We start from the raw sequence: 24,617 nt of genomic DNA, 5'->3' as shown, positions 1-24,617 counted from the left end.
TATTTATCGATGATCTCCTTAGATAAAAGATATCTAGCACAGTATTCTCTCCGCCAATACAGTTATAATCCGAGCCAAATCCAGTGCTTAGTCAAACTACTCGTTCAATGAAACTCAAGAGCTACCTTGCCCTCACCACACTTGCGACTACATCTTCCATCGTTGTGGTCGTAACAACCTTCATCTTCTACCTACTGCAGAATGCGCACATTAACGGGATTGAAGAAAGAGGATTGGAGTTGGCACGGGTACTTGCCCATGATCCGGTAGTGATTGAAGCCGTCAAAGCCAAAAACAACCACCAGCCGTTCGAGCTGCAGCAATATATCGAAGATATTCGGGGTAAAACTGATGCCTCGTTTATTGTGGTGACGGATCAGCAAGCCCTAAGACTCACCCATCCAGACACCAATAAGATCGGTCTGCACTTTAACGGTGATGATATCTATCCTTCCCTTAACCAAGGGGTCGATCATACCAATGTCGCTTCAGGCACATTGGGCAAGGCTATTCGTAACTTTTCCCCCATTACCGATAACGGCCAGATCATCGGCGTGGTGAATATCGGCTATATGTACGATCGCAGTATCGGTATCCTGATGGAGCAATTTGGCAAGATTGGCGGGCTAGTAGCGATTGTTTATCTACTTGGCGTCACTATCACAGGTACCTTTGTGTTCAAGATGAAGCGGACTTTTCTCGATTACGAGCCTGAGATCATCGTTCATAAGTTCCGCGAGCGCGAAATGATCCTCAACAGCATTCGTGATGGGATCATCGCAATAGACAACAATCACTGTATTACCACCATGAACCACAGTGCCAGTAAGATGATTTCAATGGGCAAACTGGGACCGCATGATTACATCAATCAACAGTTATCTTCGTTTTCTGCGACTTTGAGCCATCTGGTACTATCTGAAAGTGACAGCTTTCACCAAGGTCACTTCAGCATAGGCAAACATACCTACCGTGCGGATATCTACCCTATCAAGCACAACAAAGGGATCCGCGGCCATGTGATTGTGTTCTACGCAAACCTTAACCAGGATGAACTTGAGCGCGAAATTGTCTACCTAAAAAACTATGCTGAGTTACTGCGTAGCAAAACCCATGAGTATTCCAACAAGCTTAATGTTTTGTCCGGCATGCTACAGCTTGGTAACTTTGATAAAGCTGTCGATTTTATCCAACAAGAAACCGATAGCTATCAGTCGATTATCCGCAGTATTGTGACCTCAGTGAATGACAGTGCCATCGCCGGGCTATTAATGGCCAAGTTCAACAAAGCCTCGGATCTCGGAGTGACTTTCACCCTTGATGAAGATACCTGTCTGTCGAGTTATGAAAAGGCGGTATCTGAAAAGCTGGTGACCATCATCGGTAACCTTATAGACAATGCCCTGCTTGCAGCCTGGCAGAATCGCAACCAAAAGCCTGCAGAGATCCAGCTCTACCTCAGTGATCGTAACCAGCATATTATTATCGAGGTGCAAGATACTGGTGTTGGTGTACCAGACGAGATCTGCGACTCGATTCTCGAGTTCGGGGTCAGCAGCAAGCACGATGACCAACAAAATGGGGTTGGACTATACCTTGTAAACCAACTGGTTGATTACTTCCATGGTAGTATCGATTGGGAGCGGACAGAACAAGATACCACCTTGTTCAGCCTGTACTTAGACAAACAGATAACGACACGTATATGACAAAAACGACGGTGATGGTGCTAGAAGACGACATTCGCGCCAGCTATACCCTTGAATCCACCATTAACCAGCACCCACAGTTTTCTGTGGTAGCGGTTAGTGAAAGCTATGCTGAAGCCATCATGCAATTCGAGGCGTTCAAGCCTGATTTGGTATTCGTGGATATCACCCTACCTGATGGTAATGGGCTAGCCTTCATTCGCCAGCTTCGCAGCCAAAACGTTGCTAGTAGCTTTATTATGACGACGGCCGAGCGAGAGGCTGCAACGGTTGAACAAGCCGTTCAGCTTGGTGTGATGGATTATTTGGTAAAGCCAATCCGCATGTCGCGGGTCAATCAGGCTTTGGAAGATTACCTCAAATACCGCCAGACCCTGACGACAACAGCCACTGTCGATCAAAACGATATCGACCAACTATTTCGCAAATCAACTGCTGCCCCTGTACGAAATACGCCCAAAGGCATTGATGCGACAACTTTAGCCAACTTGAAGCAATTATTGTTATCAGAACAGCTGCAAGATTTCTCAGCCGATGACATTGGCAAGAAGATGAATGTTAGCAGGGTCACTGCAAGACGTTACCTTGAGTTTTTGGAAACGGAAGGGATGATAAAGCTAGTGCTGAATTACAAAACAGGAGGCAGGCCTCAACGGCTCTACCAACTGTTAGGCTAATAACCGGTTAATTACTCTGGTTATTTTAAACTGGCTATTTCGGAATATTGAACGATTTCTCACCCATACAGGTAAACGTGAAATAGCGGCTGCGTTCATGGAAAGAAGAGAACCCTTTACCCCGGCAGTAAGCACCGTTTAGCTCGTGCATATAGGCCAAGGTTTCTTGATCTTTGACTGAAAAGTAGCTGTTGTTTTCACAGACGACACGGATCTTACCGTCATCACCCTGAGCGTATGACTGCACATTAGAGCCACATAGGGTAAAGCTGGCTTCGACAAACTCATCAGCACGCTCATCAACAGATTTGGTACATCCTGCTATTACCAGGGGTAAAAAAGTCACAATGAGTAATTTTTTCACAACCGGTCTCCTACACACTTATTGGTAAATGCCCAATAATCAGTGTAGTGCGAGATTCTACTTACTGTGTCTCAATTATTGTATAAAAGACTTTTTTACCCAGTCGAATAACAAAATTATCCGTTGATTTGTCTTTTTTTGCCTTTCGGTTCATCGATACGGCGGCGGTGCCAGATTGAATAGTGACGCAGTCCTGCTGGGCCATGAGCGATAACCACTGACATCACCAAGATGACAATAAACAGTTCAGGCTTGTGTTGCGGAATAATAAAAAAGCTACTGAGCAAACCCAGTTTTACAAAGGTGAGAACACCTTTGAGTTGGATCAGCCATAAGCGCGATTGTCGAATTTCCAGCCCTGTCATTATCACACCTGTCACCATCGCCATTATCCACCAATGCAACCACAGTGACTTCTCAACACCATACAGAAATCCAGCGGCACTGCCGGCAATACCCAGGATATGCATCGCCCTGATTGCAGTTTTACTCAGGCGTTGGATCCAAAATCGTGTTTCTGACATACCAAACTGCTCTTGCTGAGCATGCTTGCCCTGTTTTGAGCCTGAAGACTCTTGTGACGGCGATGTTTTGGCTGATGTTGAGGTGCTATCAGAAGGGGATTTCGAAGGTTGGTTCATGGCATTTAAAGGGTATTCAAACAATGCGGTGAAGAATACCCTTAATAACCGTAATTAACTAGGGGCTTTTCGTTCAGATAATTAGCGAGACGCCTTGGTCAGTGTGGTAATTTCACCATCAACAACCATATAGCAGTCCATACCTGCAGCCAGTGCCGCTTTCACACCCAGCTCTGTATCTTCAAATACCACGCAATCTTGCGGTGCAACACCAATACGCTTGGCTGCTTCAAGGAAGGTATCAGGATTCGGTTTGTGGTTAACTACATCATCGGCAGTAACCAGTGCGTCTAACATTGGTAGAATACCGGTTTGATCCAACAGAGGCTCGGCATTGAACATGCGACTGCCCGTCCCCACTGCGACTTTCTTGCTGCCTTTGTTATCAAGCAAGACTTGATATACCGGCTCTATCACTTCGCCCTTATGGGCGATCTCATCGTAAAACTTGTATTTAGTATTCGCTAAGCGCTCTGTATCGAAATTCTGGCGAAAGCTTCGGTTGATCTCATTGGCAATTCGAATGCTAGGCATGCCGCCTAAGTTGTAAAACCAATCACGATCAAAAGGTATCTCATGAATCGCACAGGTCTTTTCCCATGCTTCCAGGTGTGCTGGCATTGAATCAACCAACGTACCATCCATATCGAAAATGATACCCTTGTAGCTTGATAAATCCATGTTTCTCCTTGTTTATTTAGCTTGTCTTTTAAGTATTGGTAACCTCCAAGACACCCGTGCATCCTAACGACACTATATGTCACTTATATTGCAATAAGCTGTTGATGTAAACCTTAATGCCTGTTGATTCTGAAATGGCTTGGTTGGTTTTTAAGCAAAATCATCTCCAATAAGCATAAAAAATAGTAAAACCTTCCCCAGCCCGGTATACATTCAATTATTTTGTATATATATTCAAACAATAAACATTGATATTCACCGTGCCTTTTTTGATATTGGACGTACAGCTAAGGAACGCTACATGGCTCAACCAGACATAACCTCTCTTATCCCAATAATTATTACTCTCGCTTTATCCCTCACAACACGAAACGTTGTTATCGGCTTGTTTGGCGGTGTTTTCAGTGGCGTTGTAATGCTAAACGGTATCTCACCGCTTGATACTTTCGGCACTCTCGTTAAAGACTACTTGGTACCTCAACTGACCGACAGCTACAATGCAGGCGTCATCGTTCTACTTGTCTTCATTGGTGGATTTGTTGCTTTGATGGAGCAATCCGGTGGTGGTCAGGCATTTGCTGCAAAGGTTACTCATTGGGTGAGTACTAAATGCCGTGCGCAGCTATCTTCATGGTTTGGTGGTATTTTTATTTTCTTCTCAGACTTAGGCACACCGCTAATTGTTGGCCCAGTTTTCCGTCCACTGTTTGATAAGCTAAAATTGTCGCGCCAAAAACTGGCTTTTATTATTGATTCCACTTCTTCCCCGGTCGCGATATTGATCCCTTTTATTGGTTGGGGTGTGTATATCATGGGCTTGCTGCAAAAAGAGTTCACGGCTATGGATGTCGCCATTACTGATTGGGAAGCCTTCATCAAGGCTATTCCTTTCCAGTTCTATGCATTTCTGGCTATTTTCATCGTACCGCTAGTCGCATTTAAGAAGCTCGATTTCGGCCCAATGGCTATTGCGGAGCAACAAGCGCAGCAAGGTATTATTACCGGAGCTAGCAGCGAAACCCTCAACACCTTTACGCATAAAAATGCAAAAGCCTCTTTTGTATTTGCGCCATTGCTCGTTATGGCATTGGTATTGATCATGATGCTGGCACCGTTGGGCTTCCCGTTTAAGCAAGTGTCAGGCTCTGTCTTTCGGGCTGCCCTTTCTAGTGCCTACTTCTTTGCAGCCATTACCTTAATTTCATTAATGGCGTTTTATGGAGTACGCAAGCTCAGTGACAGCATCAGTGTATACCTCAAAGGCATGGGTAACATGATGCAAGTAGCAATCGTACTTATTCTGGCATGGACACTCAGCAGCGTAGGCAAAGAATTAGGCACTGCGGCCTACATTGCCGAGCAAGCTCAGGCAGGCTTTCCTTATTGGTTGGTCCCTGCTGTCGCCTTCTTGTTAGCAGCAATTATTTCTTTCGCGACAGGATCATCATGGGGCACCTTTGCCATTATGATGCCTTTAGTGATCCCGACAGCCATTGCTATTGATGCCCCACTTTATGCATGTATTGGCGCGGTGCTATCAGGCGGGTTATTTGGTGATCACTGCTCACCGATATCTGAAACCACCATCTTGTCATCGACAGGCTCTGGGTGCGATCAATTCGAACACTTCAGAACGCAGCTACCTTATGCACTGCTTAATGGCTCAATCGCCTTAGTCAGCTTCATCGCTGCAGGATTGTTGCAAAGTCCTGTAGTACTAGCTGTAGCCCTTATTGCACAGGCTTGTTTGGTATATCTACTATCAAAGTGGAACCGCAACCAGAAAACGGTTCAAGTCAGTACAAGCTAGTTAGCTAAGCTCTTTTCATAAAGACGTTCAACATAACTACACAAATAACAGTGCAAACAGCCAGCATCACTCGCTGGCTGTTTGCGTTTCAGCTTTCGTTAATCACACAAGCATGATGTCACACTTTGACATAGTACTAAACGATGACTGAACCGCATTCATTTTGACGGAATAGTCCTATAACTAGGCAATCGAAGGGGGTATTCTTAGCGTGTATGGTGGAATGTTCAGGAGGTAAGGTTGATGAATGTATTGAATCTTTTGGGAAGCGCTATCGCAATAGGTAAAGCTTTGGCCGGCCTTGTATTATTTCAATGTGCCATTGCAGCCGCGCTAAGTATTGGCCACATCCTTACCGCCCCATTTAAACAACTATTAGCGACCATGTCGAAGGTAAAAAGGAAACATAAGTGAATCTATTCGGATCAGCAGTTGATATCGCATTTCGAGTGGCCCAAACAGGGATCGCTGGGATCGGCTTGTTTATCATAGTGATGACTTTCGTTGGCGCTGGGATCGCACGTTGGTTAGGTCGGGATTAGTCTCCGAGACTGAAGTAACTTCTTCTTGTTGTGCTGTTATTTTACATCTAGCTCTACCAGCCCCCACTTTTTCGCCACTCGATCGAAAAAAACCTGAGTTTGCTTGAGCTCGATCCAATGGTTCACGTAATTGATCCAAACCTGATCTTCTTTTGGCAGGAGCATAGCTATCGGTGTCGGTAAGCGCATCCCATCGACCTTAGCAACACTCAGCTGTGGGTAGCGTTTGACTAACGTCGCCGCTTCGATATTCGAAGTCACAATCGCTGTGGTTTTGTTATCAAGCAGATATTGATGGGTAAGCTTGGCACTCTCGCTGGCATGTTTTCTCGCATTTGGCAGCAGTTCTTCAACAAGACTTTGCTGCACCGTACCCGCAGTCGTCGTCAATATCACTGAAGAAGCATTAAAGTCGCTCCATTTCCTGAACCGCTTAGCATTCGCTTTCGTAACCACAGGCACAAATGCCAAGTGATAGTAGGTATCGCTATAGCCAGCTAATCTTGCGCGGTGCATGTTCAAGGAGGCGCTGCCCGTCATGTCGTATTTATCGGTAACGACACCGTTAACCAGCTTCTTCCAAGTCGTCGGCACGTATTCCACCGTGACACCTAAATCCTTGGCAAGCTCAGTGGTGATATCAATGTCGAAGCCACGGTAAAAATTTGTGGCAGGATCCCGTATAGTCATCGGGCTCCAGTCCCCTGTCGTTCCTACCCTAAGTGTGCCTCGGTCGATAATTTCTGTCAGCCGACTTTTTGCTGCATGGGTCATCCCTGAGAGCAATGACATCAAAATACAAACAATTACCGCTCCACTTTTGATGTACCATGCTTTCATAGATGCCTCTGATACCTAATAACAAAGTTATCTATAAAGATAGCAGTAATTTGTTTTGGCAAATTTAAGCGTTGGAACTTTTATAGCCTTGTAAAAACATTGAGACACATGTTCTTAGGTACTCACGACGTTCCTGCTCTGTTTCCTGGCTCTCCTGACCAAGGTAAGCCCAGTACACCACCTTCCCGTGGCACATGAGCAAAAATTGCAATGCTGCATCGGCGCAGTTCAAATCCGACCTTAACACTCCTTTTGCTATCAACTGACCTAGATAGCCCGCCACCATTTCAGTGGTATTTCTCGGACCGGCATTGAGATATACCTTTGCCAAATCAGGATGGGTATCACTTTGCCGTACCGCTGTTTTGTAGGTATTTAATGCTTCATCACTTAACAGCATATTTTGAAAACGCCAAGCGAACTCCTCGAGGACTTGTTCTGGCTCTCGCGGATCATCCAACAGGCTAATATCAAGCTGATTAGCCGTGCATTTGGCACGAATACAGGTATCAAACAGATCGTCTTTAGTTTTGAAATGCGAATACACAGTTTGCTTGGAAACCTGCGCCCTGACAGCGATGGCCTCCATGCTTATCCCATATCCTTGCTCACAAAACAGATCCGTTGCGGCCTTTAATATTTGTTCCCTTTTCTGGGCACTTCTGGCAGTTAACACACGCTCACCCCTAATTAACAACTATATAGTAGTTTTAATACAATCAAACTGGACAGTCTAGTTCTGATGGTATATTTTTTAAACATATGGACTGGACAGTCTAGTTTTATACCTATACGAAATAGGTATCACTACTTAAGGCAGGGCAAGATGAAAAGGACAACAATAGCCGGTATCGTGATAGGTTCCGTATTGCTAGTAGGCTGTAACACCTCAAGCACATCACCTCCAGAACAGCAATTCAATCAGTTGCTGAGTGTAAATACGATCACATTAGACCCTTCCGATCACTACAGTGTTGAGCGTGAGTACGTCGGGATGGTACAAGCAGGGCAACAGGCAAATTTAGGTGTCGAGCTAGGCGGTAAAGTCGCTCGTATATTGGTCGATGTTGGTGACAATGTTAAAGCGGGTGAGCCTCTTCTTATTTTAGATACTCAACTTTTGATCACCCAAGCTGATGAACTTCGTGCTCAGCAGTCACAAATCACTGCACAACTGGATTTGGTTGAAGCGAACCTGAAGCGACAGCAATCATTGAAGAAAAAAGGCTTTAGTGCCGACTCAGAAATTGATGCCCTAAACAGTCAGCGTAATGCACTACGAGCCAACTACCGTCAGTTAACCGCGTCTCTAGCAGCTAATCAGTTAAGGCAAGACAAATCTACAGTCTATGCGCCTTATGATGGCACTGTCAGCGCACGCCATGTTTCCAAAGGTGATGTGATCAATACTGGCTCACCGACACTTACCCTTCTTGCTTCCACCAGCAAAGAAGCCCATATAGGTATACCCGCCAAACAACTCGGTAAATTAATCAGCCACAGTGATTGGCAACTGCGAGTCGGCCCTGACAGTTACCCGGTCACCCTGTTGAATCCAGGAGCTCGAGTCGACAGTGGTTCCCGTACCGTGAAGTTACGCTTCGCCCTTCCCGAATCTGCTGAGGTCATAGACGGGCAGCTGGCCTATCTACAGTTCAGTGATGTGCATGATAAACCTGGATATTGGATCCCGCTTTCTGCGATGACCGATGGCCTTCGCGGAGTGTGGAACGTGTTTGTGATGAGCGATGAAGATAACCAGCATATTGTTGAACGCCGTTCCATCCAAGTGTTACACGCTAATGCTGAGTATGCCTACGTCACTGGTGCTCTAACTTCTGGTGAACGATTGATTTCAGACGGGCTGCATCGCCTCGTCCCCGGTCAGGCAGTTCAACCAGTAAAAAAGTTACCACTTCCATTGAATAACCGCGATGAGGCCGCGCTATGAAGATGGAAGCCATAATCAGTAATACCCGCCTATTGGTATTGGCGATAGCACTCTTGGTTGTTGCAGGTTTCTCTGCCCTTACCACCTTACCAAGAGCCGAAGATCCGGTCATTCACAACCGTCATGCCAGCATCATCACCCACTTCCCAGGAGCGACTGCAGAACGGGTCGAGGCATTGATCACCGAGAAGATCGAAACCGAACTGCGTCAGTTGGAAGAGATCAAAGAGCTCTCATCGGTATCCAGGCCGGGTATATCGGTTATCCGAATTGAGCTCAACGACGAAATCACCGATTCAGAGCCGGTATGGTCGAGAACCCGAGATAAACTCTCTGATGTGACGCCTTCACTGCCTACAGGCGCTTCCGTGCCCGATCTTCAAAACGAGCACGGCTATGCTTTTACCATGATCACAGCACTGACCTGGCAAGGAGAAAGCCAGCCAGATCTACTCACCTTGCGCCGTTATGCTATCGAGCTTGGTAACCGCATGCGAATAATGAGCGGGGTTGAGTTTGTTGATGTCTATGGCCTGCCCGATGAAGAGATTCAAGTCACGTTAGACCCTGCCGCTACCAGTGCTCTCGGGCGCTCAGCCATTTCTTTATCACAAGCGATTGATCAAGCAGATGCCAAAAACTCCGCCGGTGAGTTGGTTAATGGCAATAATCGCTTTGCACTGGAGGTCTCAGATTCTCTCGATACCCTAGACAGAGTGCGTCGTGTCCCTATCGCTATGGATGACAATGGATTCCTAATTCGAGTTGAGGATATTGCAGAGGTTGAACGAAAAGCCGCCTCTCCACCGTCTGAAATTGGCGTAGTAAACGGTAAGCCTGCGATTATTGTTGCCGCTCGGATGCAACCATCGCTTCGTGTTGATCAGTGGACTGATCGGATGAATCGGCTGCTTGATCAATACCAGCAGCAGTTACCTGCCAATGTATCCGTTGATGTCATTTTCGAGCAGCAAAGTTATACGGAAACTCGCCTTTCCGATCTAAACCAAAGCTTGCTGCTTGGTTTTTCGATCATTCTAATCGTACTGTTGCTGACCTTAGGGATCCGCTCGGCGATCATCGTTGCAATCTCGTTGCCTTTAACGAGCCTTGTTACTTTATCGATGATGAAATTCACTGGGCTACCAATTAATCAAATGTCGGTAACCGGCTTGATTGTTGCCCTCGGGATAATGGTCGATAATGCCATCGTGATGGTCGACACCATTCAACATTACCGCCAACAAGGCAAAGCCAAAATCGAAGCCGCTATGCAGGCTATCCGCCATCTGTGGATCCCGCTGCTTGGTTCGACGCTGACCACTGTATTGGCGTTTGCGCCGATATTCCTGATGCCAGGCCCTGCCGGTGAATTCGTTGGGGCTATTGCGATCACCGTGTGTTTCTCCCTAGTTGGTTCTTACTTGATTTCCCATACGCTGGTTGCCGGTTTCGCCTCCCGCCTTTTGCCTTCTATCAATCAGGGGCAACGCTGGTACCATACCGGTATTGTGATTCCGGCGGTGAGCAAGCGTTTTGAAGGCTCGATTCGATATGCCATCAAACACCCGCTGATCACTGCTGGGTTAGTTTGTATTTTGCCATTCACCGGTTTTTGGGCGGCAACAACCTTAACTGAACAGTTCTTCCCGCCTTCTGACAGGGATATGTTTGAAATCCAGCTGTTCTTACCCCCTCAGGCCAGTATCTTTGCAACATCAGAAGCGACCAAGCAGGTTGATGAGATCATGGCGGAGTATGAAGGTGTTGAACGTGTAAGTTGGGTTGTCGGCGGTAACTTCCCTTCGTTCTATTACAATCTGGTTAGCCGCCAACAAGGTGCACCTTACTTTGCACAGGCTATGGTCAAAGTGCGTGACTTCGAGCTAGCCAATACCATGATCCCTATTCTACAGGCTGATCTTGATAAGCAAATGCCCAATGCACAGATCCTAGTACGTAAGCTTGAACAAGGTCCTCCTTTCAATGCTCCGCTGGAAGTGCGCTTATACGGCCCTAACTTAGACAGGCTCAAAGCCATTGGTGAAGACATTCGTCTAATCATGGCAAGCACACCTAACGTCACCCATACCCGGGAAACCCTGCAACCCGGTACCCCCAAGGTATGGCTCAACGTCAACGAGGAGGCCAGTCAACTAAGTGGTTTAAGTCTTAAAGATTTTGCTGATCTACTCCAAGCTACTTTCACCGGACGTTTGAGTGGCAGCATTATCGAGGCGACGGAGTCCATCCCTGTACGTGTTAGGGTCAGCGATGAAAGCCGAGAGCACATGAGTCAGTTGAGCAGCCTACCGCTTCCGGTGAAATCCGAGAGTGATTTGATGGGCTTGCCTGTCTTTGCGATTGCTGATTTATCACTAACACCAAGCAGAGGTGCCATACCTCGTCGTAATGGTCAGCGTGTAAACGTGATTGAAGGCTATATCCGGGCAGGCGTGCTACCGCAAACCGCTTTGGTACATTTCCAGGCAGAGCTCGAGAAATACCGTGCAAGTATACCAAGTGGTTACAGTATTGAGTTTGGCGGTGAGTCCGCAGAGCGCAATGAATCCGTCGGCAACCTGATGGCTAATCTGACTATGGTCATTACCTTGTTAATCATGGTCGTTGTGTTGTCTTTCAACTCTTTCCGGTTGAGCTTGGTGATTTTCTTTGTCGGTATTCTTTCGGCAGGATTGGGGCTATTGTCGGTGGCAGCCTTTGGCTATCCATTTGGCTTTACCGTTATCATTGGCCTATTGGGACTTGTCGGCTTGGCGATTAATGCCGCTATCGTGATTCTGGCTGAGCTAAAGAGTAGTCCCGAAGCGAGCAAAGGTAACCTTGATGCCATTGTTGTCGCTGTGATGAGTTGTACCCGCCACATTACGTCGACGACGATTACCACTATCGGAGGCTTTATGCCATTGATCCTCGCAGGCGGAGGCTTCTGGCCACCCTTTGCTGTGGCTATCGCTGGCGGTACCCTGCTCACGACCCTAGTCTCGTTTTACTTTGTCCCTGCCGCATTCAAGTTAGCGGTTAAGTATAAGCCTCTTGCTGTTCGCAGTGTTGATTTAAGTAGTGCCACGGCAAGTTAACCACTGAATGATGTAATGGCAAAAGCCAGCCCAACAGGTTCATCTGTTGGGTTGGCTTTATGTTATTGGCAATGTTGCTGCAGGTTGCTGTAAGACGCGGCGAAATTCTTGTTCGGGAAGTATTCGTTGTTGATCAGCAAGCTCTTACTCTTGGCCCAGTTATGGGCAAAAGAGCCGTTGCCATAAGGGATATCGTAAATTTCGAAATGCCTTTCATCTCGGGTATAAATGAGATTGGCAGCCATCCTGCCCGAGCGCTGTAGAGTATTCTTGTAGTACTGGAAGTCACTGTTACAGCTCTTGATCACATAAGAGCCCTTTTCACTGCGCACGCTGATGTAATAGCTAGACGTATTAGCAAATTTCTTCAGCTGCCAAATACCCACTTCACCACTGAGTTGGATGACAGGGATAATTTTCTTTTCAGCCGATTGGGTATTATCCGTCGAGACAACTTGATTGTTTGCTTCTTCTTCACTCACAGCTGGATCATGGTGAAGTAAACGCATCGTTGGTTTACTCATTGTTTGCAGAGGCGGATTGATGCTGTTCCAAACACTCATCAACGGCTCTTTGCCTGGCCCCATCGCCAACCATACCAACCCGACAGGCACACCCAGCATCGCCAAGCGCCCCCAGATACGGCTTCTTCCAATCGCTTTGATTTGATTTGCGACAGCAGGTGTGATCTTCTGAGAGGCCGCGACGAGCTGACCTGAGAGCTCAGGCTTCATAACCTCTTTACTGTCACTGCGCTTTTCACGGCGAAGACTATCTACTTTCGACTGCAAACGGCGGTTTTCTCGACGCAAGGTTTGCATTTCCTCCTCCATCATCTGTTTGTAATTTTTATCGTCATCAGATGGTGAAGCTTTTTCTTGTTCTTTCTGTTTCTCTTGTGCCGTTTTTAGCTTTCTCTCAAGCTCGTCATTTTGGCGTTGAAGGTTTTGATTTACTTCTTCAAGATGTTGACACTTTTTCTTCCATATTTCTGTCTGCTCATTCGATTTCAAGTAGACCACTTGAACCGCTTCTTCATGTCCATGCCCTGACAGAACCTTTTCATAGGCTTGGCCTATCAACTGCATGATTGACTTTGAACCTCCCTTGTCAGGGTGGCACCGACTAGAAAGCAACTTATAACGTCGCTTTACGTCAGCCAGAGGCGTATTTTTATTAATTCCTAGAATATCGAAATACGTCGTCATTCCATTCTTACCGCAAGCATCATTTTTGAACTAACATCCCACTTTCATTATATGCAGATAAACACATATCTTGCTAAATGTATTTTTCCGCTTTTAACAAAAATCCATACAAAAAAGCTATAAACAATATCGATTCATAAAAACAGGGAATGTTATCGGCTTTTGGCGAGAGAAGTTGAGGGCTCGTGCTCAATAAAAGCAAAAACAACCTACTAACTTGTGTAATAGGTTGTTCTTTAATCATTTTAGGTTGATTACTCAGGTATGTAGGTTATGTTTTCGCATTCTGAACTCGCCCGGTGAGCAGCCCATATGCTTTTTAAATACCCTCGAAAAATAGGAAACATCTTTGAAGCCTGCTGAGTGAGCGATCTGGGAAATCTTTTCCCTGTCAGAGCTCAAAAGGCCACACGCTAAGTCCAACCGTTTCTTGATAATGTACTGCTTCAATGTGACACCCATGACATTATGAAACAGCCGAGAAAAATAGGTTGGCGAGTAATGGCATGCATTAGCAAGGTCTTCTTCCCTCAGCGGGGAGCTGATGTTCTCATCGATTATCTTTAGTGCTGGTCTGATAGATAGTTCACGCTGCTCAAAACCCTGCACAGGCTCGGCAACGACATTGTGGGTATGAAGCCTACTGAAGCAAGCATCGATTTCTTGTTTGGTCGCATTAGCAGCAATCACATCCTCACCACCAGCACGAAGTACATTGAGTGCAAGGTCGGCATCTAGGCTATGGTATACCACCACGACTTTGGTTTGCGGAAAACGGCTTTTCACCGACTGTAGCAATTCAAAACCATTCGACGTTGAGTCTATGACCTCGAGGAAGATCAGCTCCTGACCTGTCATGGTTGATAACAGCTCAAAAGGTGAGACGTCCACCACATCATGTGACATCTTTAGGTTTTCTTTCGCTTCTGCCACTTTATCGAAGTGGCTACAACTAACCCATATCACAGCTTCACCTTAATCTATTAAGAAAGTTACAAACGCTTTGTCTGTCTGAACTCTCCCTGTCATAAATCTTCGTCGATCTTTTTATAGTTTTATGTCCGTCAAAAAAGTGACGTCACATTGATAATTAACGTCCATAAACCCAAAAAATTCCAGAAGGCAAATTTGTAGCAACATTAACGCTGTTTTCTCAAAATATTCTGCTAGTGCGATGACTTCAACAGCTTAAAGCGCATATCTGCCTCTAAAATCTCACGATATATACTCAAAGTGAATTAAAATACTTTTTATATGCAAATTAAATCTAATAAATTAATCCGTACTGTATTTTATTAAATTCAACTTTTGCCTTTTTTCACCACGGACACCACAAAATTATAGCGCTTATCCCCATAAGCAAGAAAAAGACCATATCAACACAATTGCAGTGAACGCACTATCACCATATACAATCTGCATCACAAATTTTTAAAGTCGATAGCATTATCAGCACTAGTTCTGACATTTTATTCGGATAGCAAAAGATTAAATGTGTTACGAGGGGGCGAGAGATGAAATACGGATATTTTAACAAGGAAATCTACTACTTTTTTGCCGCTTTTCTTCTCTTTGTCCAATCAGCGCATAGTCTGGCTTCTTCACACCAACTGGCCTTGTACTATCCCGATTGGAAAATTTATGACTCAACCTCCTCTGAACTCACTGAGCTAACGACAAATGATGTTACCCACATCATTTATGCTTTTCTTGCGGTCTGCGGGCCTGTCACCCACTCACCAGAAAACGTTCAACAACTTATGCAAAAGCGCTGTAAAGGAAAGCCCACTGGTCATGTTGTTGTGTTAGATGAGCATGCCGCTCTCAAAGCCAAATTAAAATGGAATACTTCGCACCAAGTGTATTACCGGGGCAACTTTGGCCAGCTCAAATACCTGAAGGAACAACAACCTGACTTAACCATAATTGCAAGTATTGGCGGCTGGACCCTGTCTGAGCCTTTCCACACTGTAATAACCAAGCCGCAGTATCAAGCCAATATGGCCAAGAGTATCGGCACTCTACTTGAAACCTACTCATTCCTCGGAGGCGTGCAGATAAACTGGGAATACCCCGGAGGTTATGGTTTATCGGGCAAAGGGCTATCAGAACGAGAAGTTGAAAAACAAGGCTACACACAACTACTGCAACGCATAAAGACTGAGCTTGATCTGTTAGGTAGTGAAAAGCGTCAGCATTTCGAGCTGTCTATTGCCTTCAATGCCAGCCCGAGGCATCACGGAAGCATCGATTGGCAAGCCACTGCCCCACTATTAGATTTTGTCTATCTGATGAGTTATGACTTTCTTGGACCTTGGAATTCGAGTGTTGGTCATCACACCAATGTATTTGAAACCCCGCTCACTCCGAAAGGGTTTTCCGTAGACGGCCAAGTTAAATATCTTGTCCAGCAATCTGTGCCCAAAAAGAAAATCATTGTTGGTAGCCCTTCACATGGGCGAGGCTGGAAAGGTGTGGCGAATGCCGATAAAAACAGTTTAGAGGCATTAAAAGCTACTCAGAAAGATGGCCTGCCTGCATCGCTAACTGAGTCGGGCTCAATCAGCTTCAAAGACTTATCGCGCCACTTCCTTGAAAGCGACAAGCTGGGATATGTGTATTATTACGATCAACAAGCCGAAGCAGCCGTACTCTATCATCCGACATCTAAGAATTACATTTCCTTCGAATCGCCACGCTCGGCAAAAGCCAAAGCGCAATATGTCCATAACCAGGAACTGGGAGGCATGTTCCTGTGGGAAGCAACCTCTGATCATCAGAACCAGTTGCTTGATGCTATCGTTAGCGGGCTGGATAACAAGCCTCGATAAAGGTGGTCGATATTCCCGATTCAAATGAAAAAGGACGCATAATTATCTAGCACGTCAATCCATCCTCTTAAATTTTGTCGAATTTTTTGAAGACAATCGCATTTTTATCTATTACTATGTCTCGGCAAAATTGAGTTCCGATGAAGACAGCAGGAGAGTGGCAAGTACTACGTCATTACGACAAGTATCAAGCCCGCCGAAGAAGTAAGCTCACTATCCTGTTTGCAGCCACTGCAAACAATGGTCAGTAAATCTTTCAGGCACCTTCTTAGTCAATTGCTAAGTAAGGTATGGACTGTTGTTGGAGGAGCCTCTGGAGAGATCCGTTAAATCGGACGCCGAAGGAGCAAACCTGATTTCAGGTGAAACTCTCAGGCAAAAGGACAGAGGAGATAAGATCAACAGCACAGAAAGTAACACCAACATTCTGATACACCATACAACGGTATAACTGTTGTTCTTTATCTCTTCCTTTGATGTTTAAAGGTAAAGAGAAAATGAACCCACTATATAGCTTCTTACAAACTATCGATAACCTCGTTTGGGGCCCACCACTACTTCTTTTGCTAGTAGGTACAGGCGTTTACCTGACAGTTCGCCTTGGACTGATCCAAATCCGCTACCTACCCCTCGCTTTAGGCTACCTGTTTAAGGGAAATAAAAACAGCAAGGCTGACGGCGACGTCTCTAGCTTTGCCGCGCTTTGTACGGCTCTTTCCGCCACTATTGGTACCGGTAATATTGTCGGTGTTGCTACCGCTATTAAACTCGGTGGCCCAGGTGCATTGTTCTGGATGTGGCTTGCTGCTTTATTCGGTATGGCAACCAAATATGCAGAATGCCTGCTGGCAGTGAAATACCGCGAAGTCGATGCTAACGGCCAAATGCTGGGTGGCCCGATGTATTACATCGAAAAAGGGACGGGTCAAAAATGGCTAGCACGCATGTTTGCTGTATTCGCTTTGGGGGTTGCCTGCTTCGGTATCGGTACGTTCCCGCAAGCCAATGCAATTGTTGATGCTGCCTACCTATCGTTTGAGATCCCACGTGAAATCACAGTGATAGTGCTGACCATTCTCGTCGCCGTTGTAACACTTGGCGGTGTAAAATCCATTGCCAAAGTGGCGAGTAAAGTCGTGCCTTTCATGGCAGTGTTCTACATTATTGCCTGTGTGATTGTGCTTGGTTCCCAGTACAGTGCTATCCCTGAAGCTATTCAGCTTGTTGTGCAGTCAGCCTTTACCGGCCATGCTGCAACCGGTGGTTTTGTCGGTGCAGGTATTATGCTTGCTATCCAATCGGGTATTGCTCGTGGTGTATTCTCGAATGAGTCAGGCCTAGGTAGTGCACCTATGGCTGCTGCTGCTGCGAAAACCGACTCTTGTGTTGAACAAGGCCTGATCTCGATGACAGGTACTTTCTTCGACACCATCATCATCTGTACCATGACGGGTCTTACCCTAGTGGTAACGGGTGCATGGCAAAGTGATTACGCCGGTGCCGCGATGACTAGCTACGCCTTTGCAAGCGGTCTCGACTCGAGCTTTATCGGTCCCATGATGGTGACTATCGGTCTGATGTTCTTCGCCTTTACCACTATTCTTGGCTGGAACTACTACGGTGAGCGCTGCATCACTTACCTATTCGGTGTGAAAGCTATCTTGCCATACAAGATTTTCTTCTTGGTGTTGATTGCAGCAGGTGCCTTTATGAAACTGGATATGATTTGGCTGATTGCCGATATCGTGAACGGTTTAATGGCCATCCCTAACCTAATCGGTTTGATCTTGCTACGCGATGTGATTGTGACGGAGACGCGTGAGTTCTTCCAGAAACTGACACCGCCACCAGCGAACCTACAAACCGCTTAATCTTTTCACTGACTTTCGTCAGCCGTAAAAACACCCCGTGTTGAGGTCATCACACGGGGTGTTGTTATTCTAAGCGACGGGTGAGCTGCTGATATAAATCAAAACTGCTGTCTTCTAGTCGGCAATCGACAATTTTATCACCTTGATGTTTAAAATAAGCCATGCCTGTCATCATCACTTTTTGTTTTTTTGCCGGGATTTTCGCCCATCCGCCACAATACAACGCATGACACTGATAAACGACGACCGTTTTATTTTCATCTTTAATCGTATCGATAATGCGGAAAGTGACCTCTCTAAAGCGCTGGCCCCATACCGTTATAAAATTAAGGTATTCGGTATGACTGAGGAGATAGCTTTTTCCACCCGGTACGTGGAAATGAAAAGGATCGGTGGCCAACTCCTGTAGCTTTGTACTGTTAGCGTTTGACCATACATCGTTAAACCATTGCAGAACCCACTTCTCATCCATGTGATATTACTCCAAGTTCGCTGTCTACTCCCATTTAGCATAGAACTTATAGAGACTTCTATCTAATCATCTTACGATGAGAGAGAGTTAATAAAACACTTAGATGAAACGTGATTGATTTTGCAATACCCAGATTTTAGCCCTTTCATCTTTAGTCGATGCTGCCAGGTTTTCAGCAATTTGACGCCATTGCTGCCGATCCTCTTGATTCAGCTCTACTATGTTGTTTTCACTAAGATCAAGCGCCGTCTCTATAGCCAATTGCTCATACTGCTCTTCATCAGAGATTTTCCATGATTCCAATAGTAAATCCTTCGCCAGCTCCTGATGATTGGTATACGAAAGATAGCGTGCCTTCTCTTTCAAGTAATAAGCTTTTGCCCGAGGTTCGGCATCATCCAAATACACTTCAGCTTGATCCAAATAGTATTTAGCTTGCTCAAAATCATCACGCAGTAAAAAAGTACGCCCTATTTGGCTAAGGAGCTCGCTGAGAAATGTTTTATCGGCGCTGCTTGCTGCCATATTCAACAGAGAAAAGTAGGTTGACGCGGTTAATTCAGGATCATCTTCATTCCAAAGCGCCATGTAGTCTGGGAAATTGAAATCTGCGTAGCGGTGGCAATAAGGGACTTCCTCCTGCGCCGCATGTAATGGCAATGGAGATAGAAAAAGAGGTGTAATAAACAGAGAAAGGGATAAAAGACCCATTGGGCGTAAAATTAGCATAGCAATTCGAATGCAAACAAAAGAAAATAACTGCTTATACTATATGCGGATTTTCCCGCACTACGCCCAAAGAGTTGAGAATCTGGAATGATTCTCACACCACGCTAATATCCGCTGATTTATGCCGATAACGCTAGTCGTGAAAACGCCGCCTGGTAATGTGCCAGGTTCGGAATATGGGGGTGATTTCCCGATACATTCCCAACTTCCACATAATCATAGCCTAGCTCTTGCGAGGCATTCTTGTTGCGATCGCCATTGGCAAAAACGACACGGCGGTCAAACACAACGCCAGAATCTTGCTTGGCACGAAATGCTGCCAGCGCCATGATTTCAGTGCGGCTCAACGCATCGGAAGAGGAAGCAAACGTCACATTGCTGATATCAATACCTGCCGCACGAAGCTTCATTTTTGCCGTAGACGCCCAACCACTTGTTGCAATAGCAATATGAGTATCTTGCTGATCTTGCATCTCATTCAAGAAAGCCTTGGCCCCCAACACTTCACTCACCGTCTCTGGGCTATCTTTAATGGCCTGCTGAACCAACTCGGAATAACGACTTTCGACTTTACGATGGATAAGTGAACGGCTTTCGGAAATACCATGCTTGGCGATGAGTTCATCTAACACACCGGCATCGGTAAGATTGGAGTAATGGGAAAGATCTGTGTCCATTTCAATACCTAGCACGTCTTTGACTGCTTTAACATAGCAATCCAACTCTAGGTTTTTGGAATCCACCAGCGCCCCATCAATATCTAATAAAAACAAATTTGCCATTTTTTATCCTTATGACTCGCTGTACTCGACGCAAGATAATGCGCTTGTAAATAAAATGTTGCAACCCTTAAGCCAACTTAATCTGTAAAAGCTTGTTTCAGATCAAGCCTTATTTGTCAGTATCTTAGTATAAGATTCAAACACTGCCCCACTGATTGTACACTTATCAACCAATTCAATTATCAGTGACTCAATCAACAGATGCGCAAAGTGTAATCACGAAATGTAACAAACTCATTAACATCATCACATTTTTGACCCAACATAGTATCTCGATCCGTATTATCCTTTTGATGCAATATCAAAAACTAAAAACAATGTCGTAAACCTGTGAGCAATAAGAAGGTCGTAATATGAAGAAGACAGCTAATAGAAGGAATTTTCTCAAGCTTGGGCTTGCCAGTGTCATTGGTATGACTGTCGGTAAGGATTTGTTAGTCAAGCCTGCTCATGCAGCAGATTTGCCTCAACTTACAGAAGACGATCCCCAAGCGAAAGCCCTTCAATACGTCCACGAAACACCAGATAGTGAAAAGAACTGCGCTAACTGCGCCTTGATTCAAGGTAATGATGGCGACGAGTGGCGCCCATGCGGGATCTTCCCGGGTAAAGCCGTCAATGCCAACGGCTGGTGCAGTGCGTGGGTGAAGAAACCTTAAGCTTAGCTTTTCCTAAGCTAATACTTAAAGAAAAAGCCTGCTATCAATGTATCCAAGCAGAATGGATCTTGATAGTCAGGCTTTTTTAACTGTCATTTAAGTGAACGATAAACTCTTATCTGAAACACTGCTCAGCCCAACGAGCAAGACCTGCAGTTACGGAACCAAAGTAACTACCGCTAACAACTGGTGTAGATGGCAGTTGTTGCTCAATACAAGCACGCAGTATTGGCGAGCGAGCTGTACCGCCTGTCATATACACCACATCAGGTTTAATACCACTCTGTTCGATGGCATCTGTAACCAGTTGGCTGATGTGAACTCGCGGTGCTTCAATCGCCTGGGCCATTTGATCTTGGCTCACTTCAACTTCCAGCAAATCAGATAGGTGTGATAGAGCCAATCGATGCGATGCCGTGTCTGACAATGCGATTTTGCACTCTTCTGCCTTACGTACGAGCTGGTAGCCCAAGGTCTCACGATAAACCTTAAGCAAGTGCATTAGTTTTTCAGGCTCTGCTGCATCTCGCTGCAATTGCTTCAAGACTGCAAGGTTGGCAGAACCGTAGAAGTCTGTTTGGGCGACAACGTTATTGATGGCAATCGGGTTCCAGAACTGACCAATTGGCATATCGATGCCTTTCTGGGTTTTGGTCCCCAGCCCTAGTAGCGGCATGATCTGACGGAAAGCCAAATAGATATCGAGATCATTACCACCCACGCGTAAACCAGTATGAGCCAGCAAACTGTCGGTTCGGTCAACTTTACCTGCCCAGCTTGGTCCCATTTGGATCATCGAACAGTCTGTCGTACCGCCGCCGATATCAACCACCAATACGGTTTTATCTTCAGTTAAGGTACTTTCATACTCAAGACCCGCAGCGACAGGTTCAAACTGAAACTCAATGTGCTCAAACCCTGCACGCTTCGCAGCCTGGCGCAGAATCGCCTCTGCCTGCTGGTTGGCTTTTTCACCGCCGGTACCCTGGAAGTTGACCGGACGACCAATCATGGTGCTAGTGATCGCCTTATCAAGCTGAGTCTCTGCTTTTTGCTTGATATTGCGCATCATGGCACAGACTAGATCCTCAAAGAATCGTATCTGCACATCTCGCAAACCATTGGCACCCAAGAAGGATTTTGGTGATTTTACGTAATAGACTTCTTCAGGATCTTCAAGGTAGAGATCTAACGCCGCCTGACCAAAAAGCAGATCGCCTTTTTCGACAATGATGTCTTCTTCACGGTTGAATGCAATGGCACGTCGCAAAACTTGTTCACCCAGTTCATCAACTGGCTGCACGCCCATATGGCGGTAAAGGTATTCGCTCACCGCTTCTCGCGTCGGGGCACAAAGTGTCGAAGGGATAAAACTGTTTTCGCCTTCCAGCGCCAGCATGCGTGGCTGCCCTTGCTCCATAACTGCTACTGAGCAATTGGCTGTTCCATAATCAAAACCGATAAACATGTTATCCTCCGAACCAAGAAAAGCCGGCCATCATACTGAAATTAGCCATTTGTTCAATCAAGAGTTTATGACAATGCTAGGTAAGTGCGATTGAGCCCCCTCTTAACATCTTCACTTCCCCTCTACTCGGCCCCTACCCCAACAAAGTTAAGATTAACTTAACCTTTAGCTCTAAAGTTTCAAATATTCAGATCATAACAATGCGACTATGATGTGGCCGTTTTCATCACTACGGCGATAGGAGCAGGCCTATGACGGGAATACATATTTCATGTGCAGTAAACAATGTCGATGCGCTGTCATATCTTCCAACACAAACCGATAAAGTCGCACTCGTAACCGAAGGTGGCGGCCAACGTGGAATTTTTACCGCTGGCGTACTGGATGCCTTTTTGGATGCAGAGTTTAACCCCTTTTCTTTATTGGTTGGCACGTCAGCTGGCTCACTTAACATCGCTTCTTTTATTTGCGGTCACACCAAACATGCCTACCGTGTCATCACCGAGGCCACTACCACCCATGACTTTTTCGATCTGCCTCGTTTTCTCATGGGAAAAGAAGGATTGGATCTAGACTGGCTACTGGAGCAGACACAAACCCGATTACCTTTAGATTGGCAGCAAGGGCACGAGAACATGCGTTCACGCACTGTTCTTGCTTGTGCTTGCCACGCAGAAAACCATCGCGCTTCATTCTTTGATCTTGATAATGATGACTGGCATGTTGCGCTGAAAGCATCATGCGCTATTCCCGTATTGCGCCGGGCGCCAATTCTGAGCCAACAACAATATTGGGTTGATGGTGGTGTAGGCGCTCCAATCCCCGCTCAAGAGGCATACGATAGAGGCTACCGTCATATTGTGGTGATCCGCACAGTGCCTATCACTGCGAGCTTTGACCACTGTTGGATGTCAATTATCAGCAAAGCACTTGGCAAGACTAAAGCTTCAGCACTTATCAAACTGTTACTTGAACATGAAGAAAAGTACCGGCAAACCCAAGCTTTTTTAAATAATCCGCCTGATGACGCCATTATTTATGAAATCCATCCCCAGAAAGATCTCTGCTCAAAATTGATTGGCAGCACTATCGACTCACTCGATCTCGATTATCAGTTGGGCTATCAGTCAGGACGCTACTTTATGGCAACGCTAGGCAGAAAGTTTGCCTCACCGGACGAACTCGATAGCGCTTTATCTCAAGCAGCCTAAATACTTCCCCTCTACGTATAACAACCATGTATAACAATAAAAATACACAGGAAGGTTTCATGACCCCATTACGATCAACGGACTTCGTCACCAAAGAGTCGGTATTTACAGAATTAATGAGCCGCGACATTCGCCGCATGTGGCAACAACGTCAAGAGCACACATTTGATGGTGTCAACGGTATCCCACTCTTCGGCGTCAGCCTTTGCCAAAGTGAAGCACCACTGCTGCAGCAAAACCGATATTGCGTCGTTATAGTGAACGGCCGAAATGAGAGTGTATGGAAGTATCAAGAAGTGATGTTTGAATACTTTTCCCACGGCTTTGACATCTATACCTATGATCACCGAGGACAAGGGGCGTCCGGTCGTATTGCCGATGATCCCGAGCTGGGGCATGTCGACACATTTGCTGACTATGTCGCTGATCTTGAAACCTTTATCGAAACCATCGTACAACCAAGCCGCTATTCCCGCTGTTTTTTACTGGCTCATTCCATGGGCGGTGCGATTTCAACATTGTATTTGGAACAACACCCAAATGTATTCAACGCAGCCGTGTTAAATGCCCCAATGTTTGGTATTCATTTACCGAGCCCGCTGCGTTTTGTCGCCCCTGCAATCGCGAAGCTTTATGATCTCTACCAGTCCAAACCAACATATGGCCTGGGACAAAAAGCTTACCATGAGCAGCCTTTTGAGCAGAACGATCAATGCCAGAGCCAACTTCGCTATGTTTGGGCTAAGCATCTGTATCAAACCCACCCTGAATTACGTGTAGGCGGCCCAAGTGCAAGGTGGATCTGGCAGGCTATGCGAGCGGCTAAACAATGCATTCAGGAGTCAGATAAATTGAAAACACCTCTACTGTTACTCCAAGCAGGAAATGACACCATTGTAGATAATCGCGCCCATCACCTATTTGACAACAATACCGCTCAATGTCAATTGAAGATAATTGAATCAGCACGTCATGAGCTACTGATGGAAAAGGATGAACTACGCAATCAGGTAATGAGTGAAACCCTGTCGTTTTTTGAGCAATTTTTCATTGAGGAATGTGCATAAACC

Annotated in this window: 22 protein-coding genes and 1 riboswitch; of the genes, 11 read left to right on the top strand and 11 right to left on the bottom strand. The window is 45.8% G+C overall.

Annotated features, from left to right (window positions below):
- The first annotated feature begins 83 nt into the window (after positions 1-83).
- Positions 84-1,709 carry an ATP-binding protein gene (locus tag ACXAD4_RS08395; protein ID WP_475240526.1) on the top strand — a complete coding sequence of 542 codons (1,626 nt, stop codon included), beginning with the start codon at positions 84-86 and terminating at the stop codon, positions 1,707-1,709.
- Positions 1,706-2,386 (top strand): response regulator, encoded by a 681-nt coding sequence (locus ACXAD4_RS08390; protein ID WP_475240524.1) that lies wholly within the window; start codon positions 1,706-1,708, stop codon positions 2,384-2,386. The genes ACXAD4_RS08395 and ACXAD4_RS08390 overlap by 4 nt, the downstream gene beginning before the upstream one ends.
- Positions 2,387-2,420: 34 nt before the next feature.
- Here the strand turns inward: ACXAD4_RS08390 and ACXAD4_RS08385 are convergent, their stop codons facing one another.
- From ACXAD4_RS08385 to ACXAD4_RS08375, 3 genes are all read right to left on the bottom strand, one after another.
- The gene (locus ACXAD4_RS08385; RefSeq protein WP_317521324.1) at positions 2,421-2,750 is read right to left on the bottom strand and encodes a hypothetical protein; all 330 of its coding nucleotides are present in this window, start codon (positions 2,748-2,750) and stop codon (positions 2,421-2,423) included.
- 116 nt (positions 2,751-2,866) lie between these two features.
- Positions 2,867-3,391, bottom strand: coding sequence for a hypothetical protein (locus ACXAD4_RS08380; protein ID WP_475240521.1), 525 nt, complete (start codon positions 3,389-3,391; stop codon positions 2,867-2,869).
- An 81-nt stretch (positions 3,392-3,472) separates the two neighbouring features.
- Positions 3,473-4,072 carry an HAD family hydrolase gene (locus tag ACXAD4_RS08375; RefSeq protein ID WP_475240520.1) on the bottom strand — a complete coding sequence of 200 codons (600 nt, stop codon included), beginning with the start codon at positions 4,070-4,072 and terminating at the stop codon, positions 3,473-3,475.
- 301 nt (positions 4,073-4,373) lie between these two features.
- Between ACXAD4_RS08375 and ACXAD4_RS08370 the strand changes: the two genes are divergently transcribed.
- Positions 4,374-5,882, top strand: coding sequence for a Na+/H+ antiporter NhaC family protein (locus ACXAD4_RS08370; RefSeq protein ID WP_475240519.1), 1,509 nt, complete (start codon positions 4,374-4,376; stop codon positions 5,880-5,882).
- A 410-nt stretch (positions 5,883-6,292) separates the two neighbouring features.
- Positions 6,293-6,424 carry a hypothetical protein gene (locus ACXAD4_RS08365; RefSeq protein WP_475240516.1) on the top strand — a complete coding sequence of 44 codons (132 nt, stop codon included), beginning with the start codon at positions 6,293-6,295 and terminating at the stop codon, positions 6,422-6,424.
- 36 nt (positions 6,425-6,460) lie between these two features.
- Here the strand turns inward: ACXAD4_RS08365 and ACXAD4_RS08360 are convergent, their stop codons facing one another.
- Together ACXAD4_RS08360 and ACXAD4_RS08355 are read right to left on the bottom strand one after the other, a co-directional pair.
- Positions 6,461-7,264: a transporter substrate-binding domain-containing protein gene (locus tag ACXAD4_RS08360; RefSeq protein WP_475240514.1), complete on the bottom strand. Its 804-nt coding sequence runs from the start codon at positions 7,262-7,264 to the stop codon at positions 6,461-6,463.
- 64 nt (positions 7,265-7,328) lie between these two features.
- Positions 7,329-7,940 carry a TetR/AcrR family transcriptional regulator gene (locus tag ACXAD4_RS08355; protein ID WP_475240513.1) on the bottom strand — a complete coding sequence of 204 codons (612 nt, stop codon included), beginning with the start codon at positions 7,938-7,940 and terminating at the stop codon, positions 7,329-7,331.
- Positions 7,941-8,090: 150 nt separating this feature from the next.
- On the opposite strand from ACXAD4_RS08355, the gene ACXAD4_RS08350 reads away from it, so the two are divergent.
- Both ACXAD4_RS08350 and ACXAD4_RS08345 read left to right on the top strand, forming a co-directional pair.
- The gene (locus tag ACXAD4_RS08350) at positions 8,091-9,215 is read left to right on the top strand and encodes an efflux RND transporter periplasmic adaptor subunit (RefSeq protein ID WP_475240511.1); all 1,125 of its coding nucleotides are present in this window, start codon (positions 8,091-8,093) and stop codon (positions 9,213-9,215) included.
- A 2-nt stretch (positions 9,216-9,217) separates the two neighbouring features.
- The gene (locus ACXAD4_RS08345; protein WP_475242733.1) at positions 9,218-12,316 is read left to right on the top strand and encodes an efflux RND transporter permease subunit; all 3,099 of its coding nucleotides are present in this window, start codon (positions 9,218-9,220) and stop codon (positions 12,314-12,316) included.
- A 62-nt stretch (positions 12,317-12,378) separates the two neighbouring features.
- Here the strand turns inward: ACXAD4_RS08345 and ACXAD4_RS08340 are convergent, their stop codons facing one another.
- The gene (locus ACXAD4_RS08340) at positions 12,379-13,524 is read right to left on the bottom strand and encodes a J domain-containing protein (RefSeq protein ID WP_475240510.1); all 1,146 of its coding nucleotides are present in this window, start codon (positions 13,522-13,524) and stop codon (positions 12,379-12,381) included.
- A 258-nt stretch (positions 13,525-13,782) separates the two neighbouring features.
- Complete coding sequence (locus tag ACXAD4_RS08335) at positions 13,783-14,490, bottom strand: helix-turn-helix transcriptional regulator (protein ID WP_475240509.1); 708 nt, start codon at positions 14,488-14,490, stop codon at positions 13,783-13,785.
- Positions 14,491-15,038: 548 nt separating this feature from the next.
- Here ACXAD4_RS08335 and ACXAD4_RS08330 point away from each other — a divergent pair.
- Both ACXAD4_RS08330 and ACXAD4_RS08325 read left to right on the top strand, forming a co-directional pair.
- Positions 15,039-16,355, top strand: coding sequence for a glycoside hydrolase family 18 protein (locus ACXAD4_RS08330; RefSeq protein ID WP_475240507.1), 1,317 nt, complete (start codon positions 15,039-15,041; stop codon positions 16,353-16,355).
- A 303-nt stretch (positions 16,356-16,658) separates the two neighbouring features.
- Positions 16,659-16,752, top strand: a riboswitch (glycine riboswitch).
- Between the two features lie 100 nt (positions 16,753-16,852).
- Positions 16,853-18,226: an alanine/glycine:cation symporter family protein gene (locus ACXAD4_RS08325; RefSeq protein ID WP_475240506.1), complete on the top strand. Its 1,374-nt coding sequence runs from the start codon at positions 16,853-16,855 to the stop codon at positions 18,224-18,226.
- A 64-nt stretch (positions 18,227-18,290) separates the two neighbouring features.
- On the opposite strand, the gene ACXAD4_RS08320 is transcribed toward ACXAD4_RS08325, so the two are convergent.
- From ACXAD4_RS08320 to ACXAD4_RS08310, 3 genes are all read right to left on the bottom strand, one after another.
- Entirely contained in the window at positions 18,291-18,698 is a 408-nt protein-coding gene (locus tag ACXAD4_RS08320) for a nuclear transport factor 2 family protein (protein ID WP_317521314.1), read from the bottom strand.
- A gap of 99 nt (positions 18,699-18,797) precedes the next feature.
- A complete protein-coding gene (locus tag ACXAD4_RS08315; RefSeq protein ID WP_475240505.1) occupies positions 18,798-19,427 on the bottom strand; it encodes a hypothetical protein in 630 nt (209 codons plus the stop codon).
- 119 nt (positions 19,428-19,546) lie between these two features.
- Positions 19,547-20,209 (bottom strand): HAD hydrolase-like protein, encoded by a 663-nt coding sequence (locus tag ACXAD4_RS08310; RefSeq protein ID WP_475240503.1) that lies wholly within the window; start codon positions 20,207-20,209, stop codon positions 19,547-19,549.
- Positions 20,210-20,562: 353 nt separating this feature from the next.
- On the opposite strand from ACXAD4_RS08310, the gene ACXAD4_RS08305 reads away from it, so the two are divergent.
- Positions 20,563-20,868 (top strand): high-potential iron-sulfur protein, encoded by a 306-nt coding sequence (locus ACXAD4_RS08305; RefSeq protein ID WP_475240501.1) that lies wholly within the window; start codon positions 20,563-20,565, stop codon positions 20,866-20,868.
- A gap of 115 nt (positions 20,869-20,983) precedes the next feature.
- On the opposite strand, the gene yegD is transcribed toward ACXAD4_RS08305, so the two are convergent.
- Entirely contained in the window at positions 20,984-22,336 is a 1,353-nt protein-coding gene (gene yegD, locus ACXAD4_RS08300) for a molecular chaperone (RefSeq protein WP_475240500.1), read from the bottom strand.
- 251 nt (positions 22,337-22,587) lie between these two features.
- Here yegD and ACXAD4_RS08295 point away from each other — a divergent pair, with 251 nt between their 5' ends.
- Both ACXAD4_RS08295 and ACXAD4_RS08290 read left to right on the top strand, forming a co-directional pair.
- Positions 22,588-23,547: a patatin-like phospholipase family protein gene (locus ACXAD4_RS08295; protein ID WP_475240499.1), complete on the top strand. Its 960-nt coding sequence runs from the start codon at positions 22,588-22,590 to the stop codon at positions 23,545-23,547.
- Between the two features lie 59 nt (positions 23,548-23,606).
- Positions 23,607-24,614 (top strand): alpha/beta fold hydrolase, encoded by a 1,008-nt coding sequence (locus ACXAD4_RS08290; RefSeq protein ID WP_475240497.1) that lies wholly within the window; start codon positions 23,607-23,609, stop codon positions 24,612-24,614.
- Positions 24,615-24,617 lie beyond the last annotated feature (3 nt).

It is taken from the genome of Photobacterium sp. AWH4_225 (genome assembly GCF_056158405.1).
The sequence above is the reverse complement of the archived record's forward strand: the minus strand, read 5'-3'. Positions and strand labels throughout refer to the sequence as shown.

Coding starts and splice junctions, on each gene's coding strand:
- ACXAD4_RS08310 (WP_475240503.1), bottom strand. CDS start 20,209: ATGGCAAATTTGTTTTTATTAGATATTGATGGGGCGCTGGTGGATTCC.
- ACXAD4_RS08370 (WP_475240519.1), top strand. CDS start 4,374: ATGGCTCAACCAGACATAACCTCTCTTATCCCAATAATTATTACTCTC.
- ACXAD4_RS08390 (WP_475240524.1), top strand. CDS start 1,706: ATGACAAAAACGACGGTGATGGTGCTAGAAGACGACATTCGCGCCAGC.
- ACXAD4_RS08295 (WP_475240499.1), top strand. CDS start 22,588: ATGACGGGAATACATATTTCATGTGCAGTAAACAATGTCGATGCGCTG.
- ACXAD4_RS08315 (WP_475240505.1), bottom strand. CDS start 19,427: ATGCTAATTTTACGCCCAATGGGTCTTTTATCCCTTTCTCTGTTTATT.
- ACXAD4_RS08325 (WP_475240506.1), top strand. CDS start 16,853: ATGAACCCACTATATAGCTTCTTACAAACTATCGATAACCTCGTTTGG.
- ACXAD4_RS08305 (WP_475240501.1), top strand. CDS start 20,563: ATGAAGAAGACAGCTAATAGAAGGAATTTTCTCAAGCTTGGGCTTGCC.
- ACXAD4_RS08320 (WP_317521314.1), bottom strand. CDS start 18,698: ATGGATGAGAAGTGGGTTCTGCAATGGTTTAACGATGTATGGTCAAAC.
- ACXAD4_RS08330 (WP_475240507.1), top strand. CDS start 15,039: ATGAAATACGGATATTTTAACAAGGAAATCTACTACTTTTTTGCCGCT.
- yegD (WP_475240500.1), bottom strand. CDS start 22,336: ATGTTTATCGGTTTTGATTATGGAACAGCCAATTGCTCAGTAGCAGTT.
- ACXAD4_RS08350 (WP_475240511.1), top strand. CDS start 8,091: ATGAAAAGGACAACAATAGCCGGTATCGTGATAGGTTCCGTATTGCTA.
- ACXAD4_RS08375 (WP_475240520.1), bottom strand. CDS start 4,072: ATGGATTTATCAAGCTACAAGGGTATCATTTTCGATATGGATGGTACG.
- ACXAD4_RS08380 (WP_475240521.1), bottom strand. CDS start 3,391: ATGAACCAACCTTCGAAATCCCCTTCTGATAGCACCTCAACATCAGCC.
- ACXAD4_RS08340 (WP_475240510.1), bottom strand. CDS start 13,524: ATGACGACGTATTTCGATATTCTAGGAATTAATAAAAATACGCCTCTG.
- ACXAD4_RS08360 (WP_475240514.1), bottom strand. CDS start 7,264: ATGAAAGCATGGTACATCAAAAGTGGAGCGGTAATTGTTTGTATTTTG.
- ACXAD4_RS08345 (WP_475242733.1), top strand. CDS start 9,218: ATGGAAGCCATAATCAGTAATACCCGCCTATTGGTATTGGCGATAGCA.
- ACXAD4_RS08290 (WP_475240497.1), top strand. CDS start 23,607: ATGACCCCATTACGATCAACGGACTTCGTCACCAAAGAGTCGGTATTT.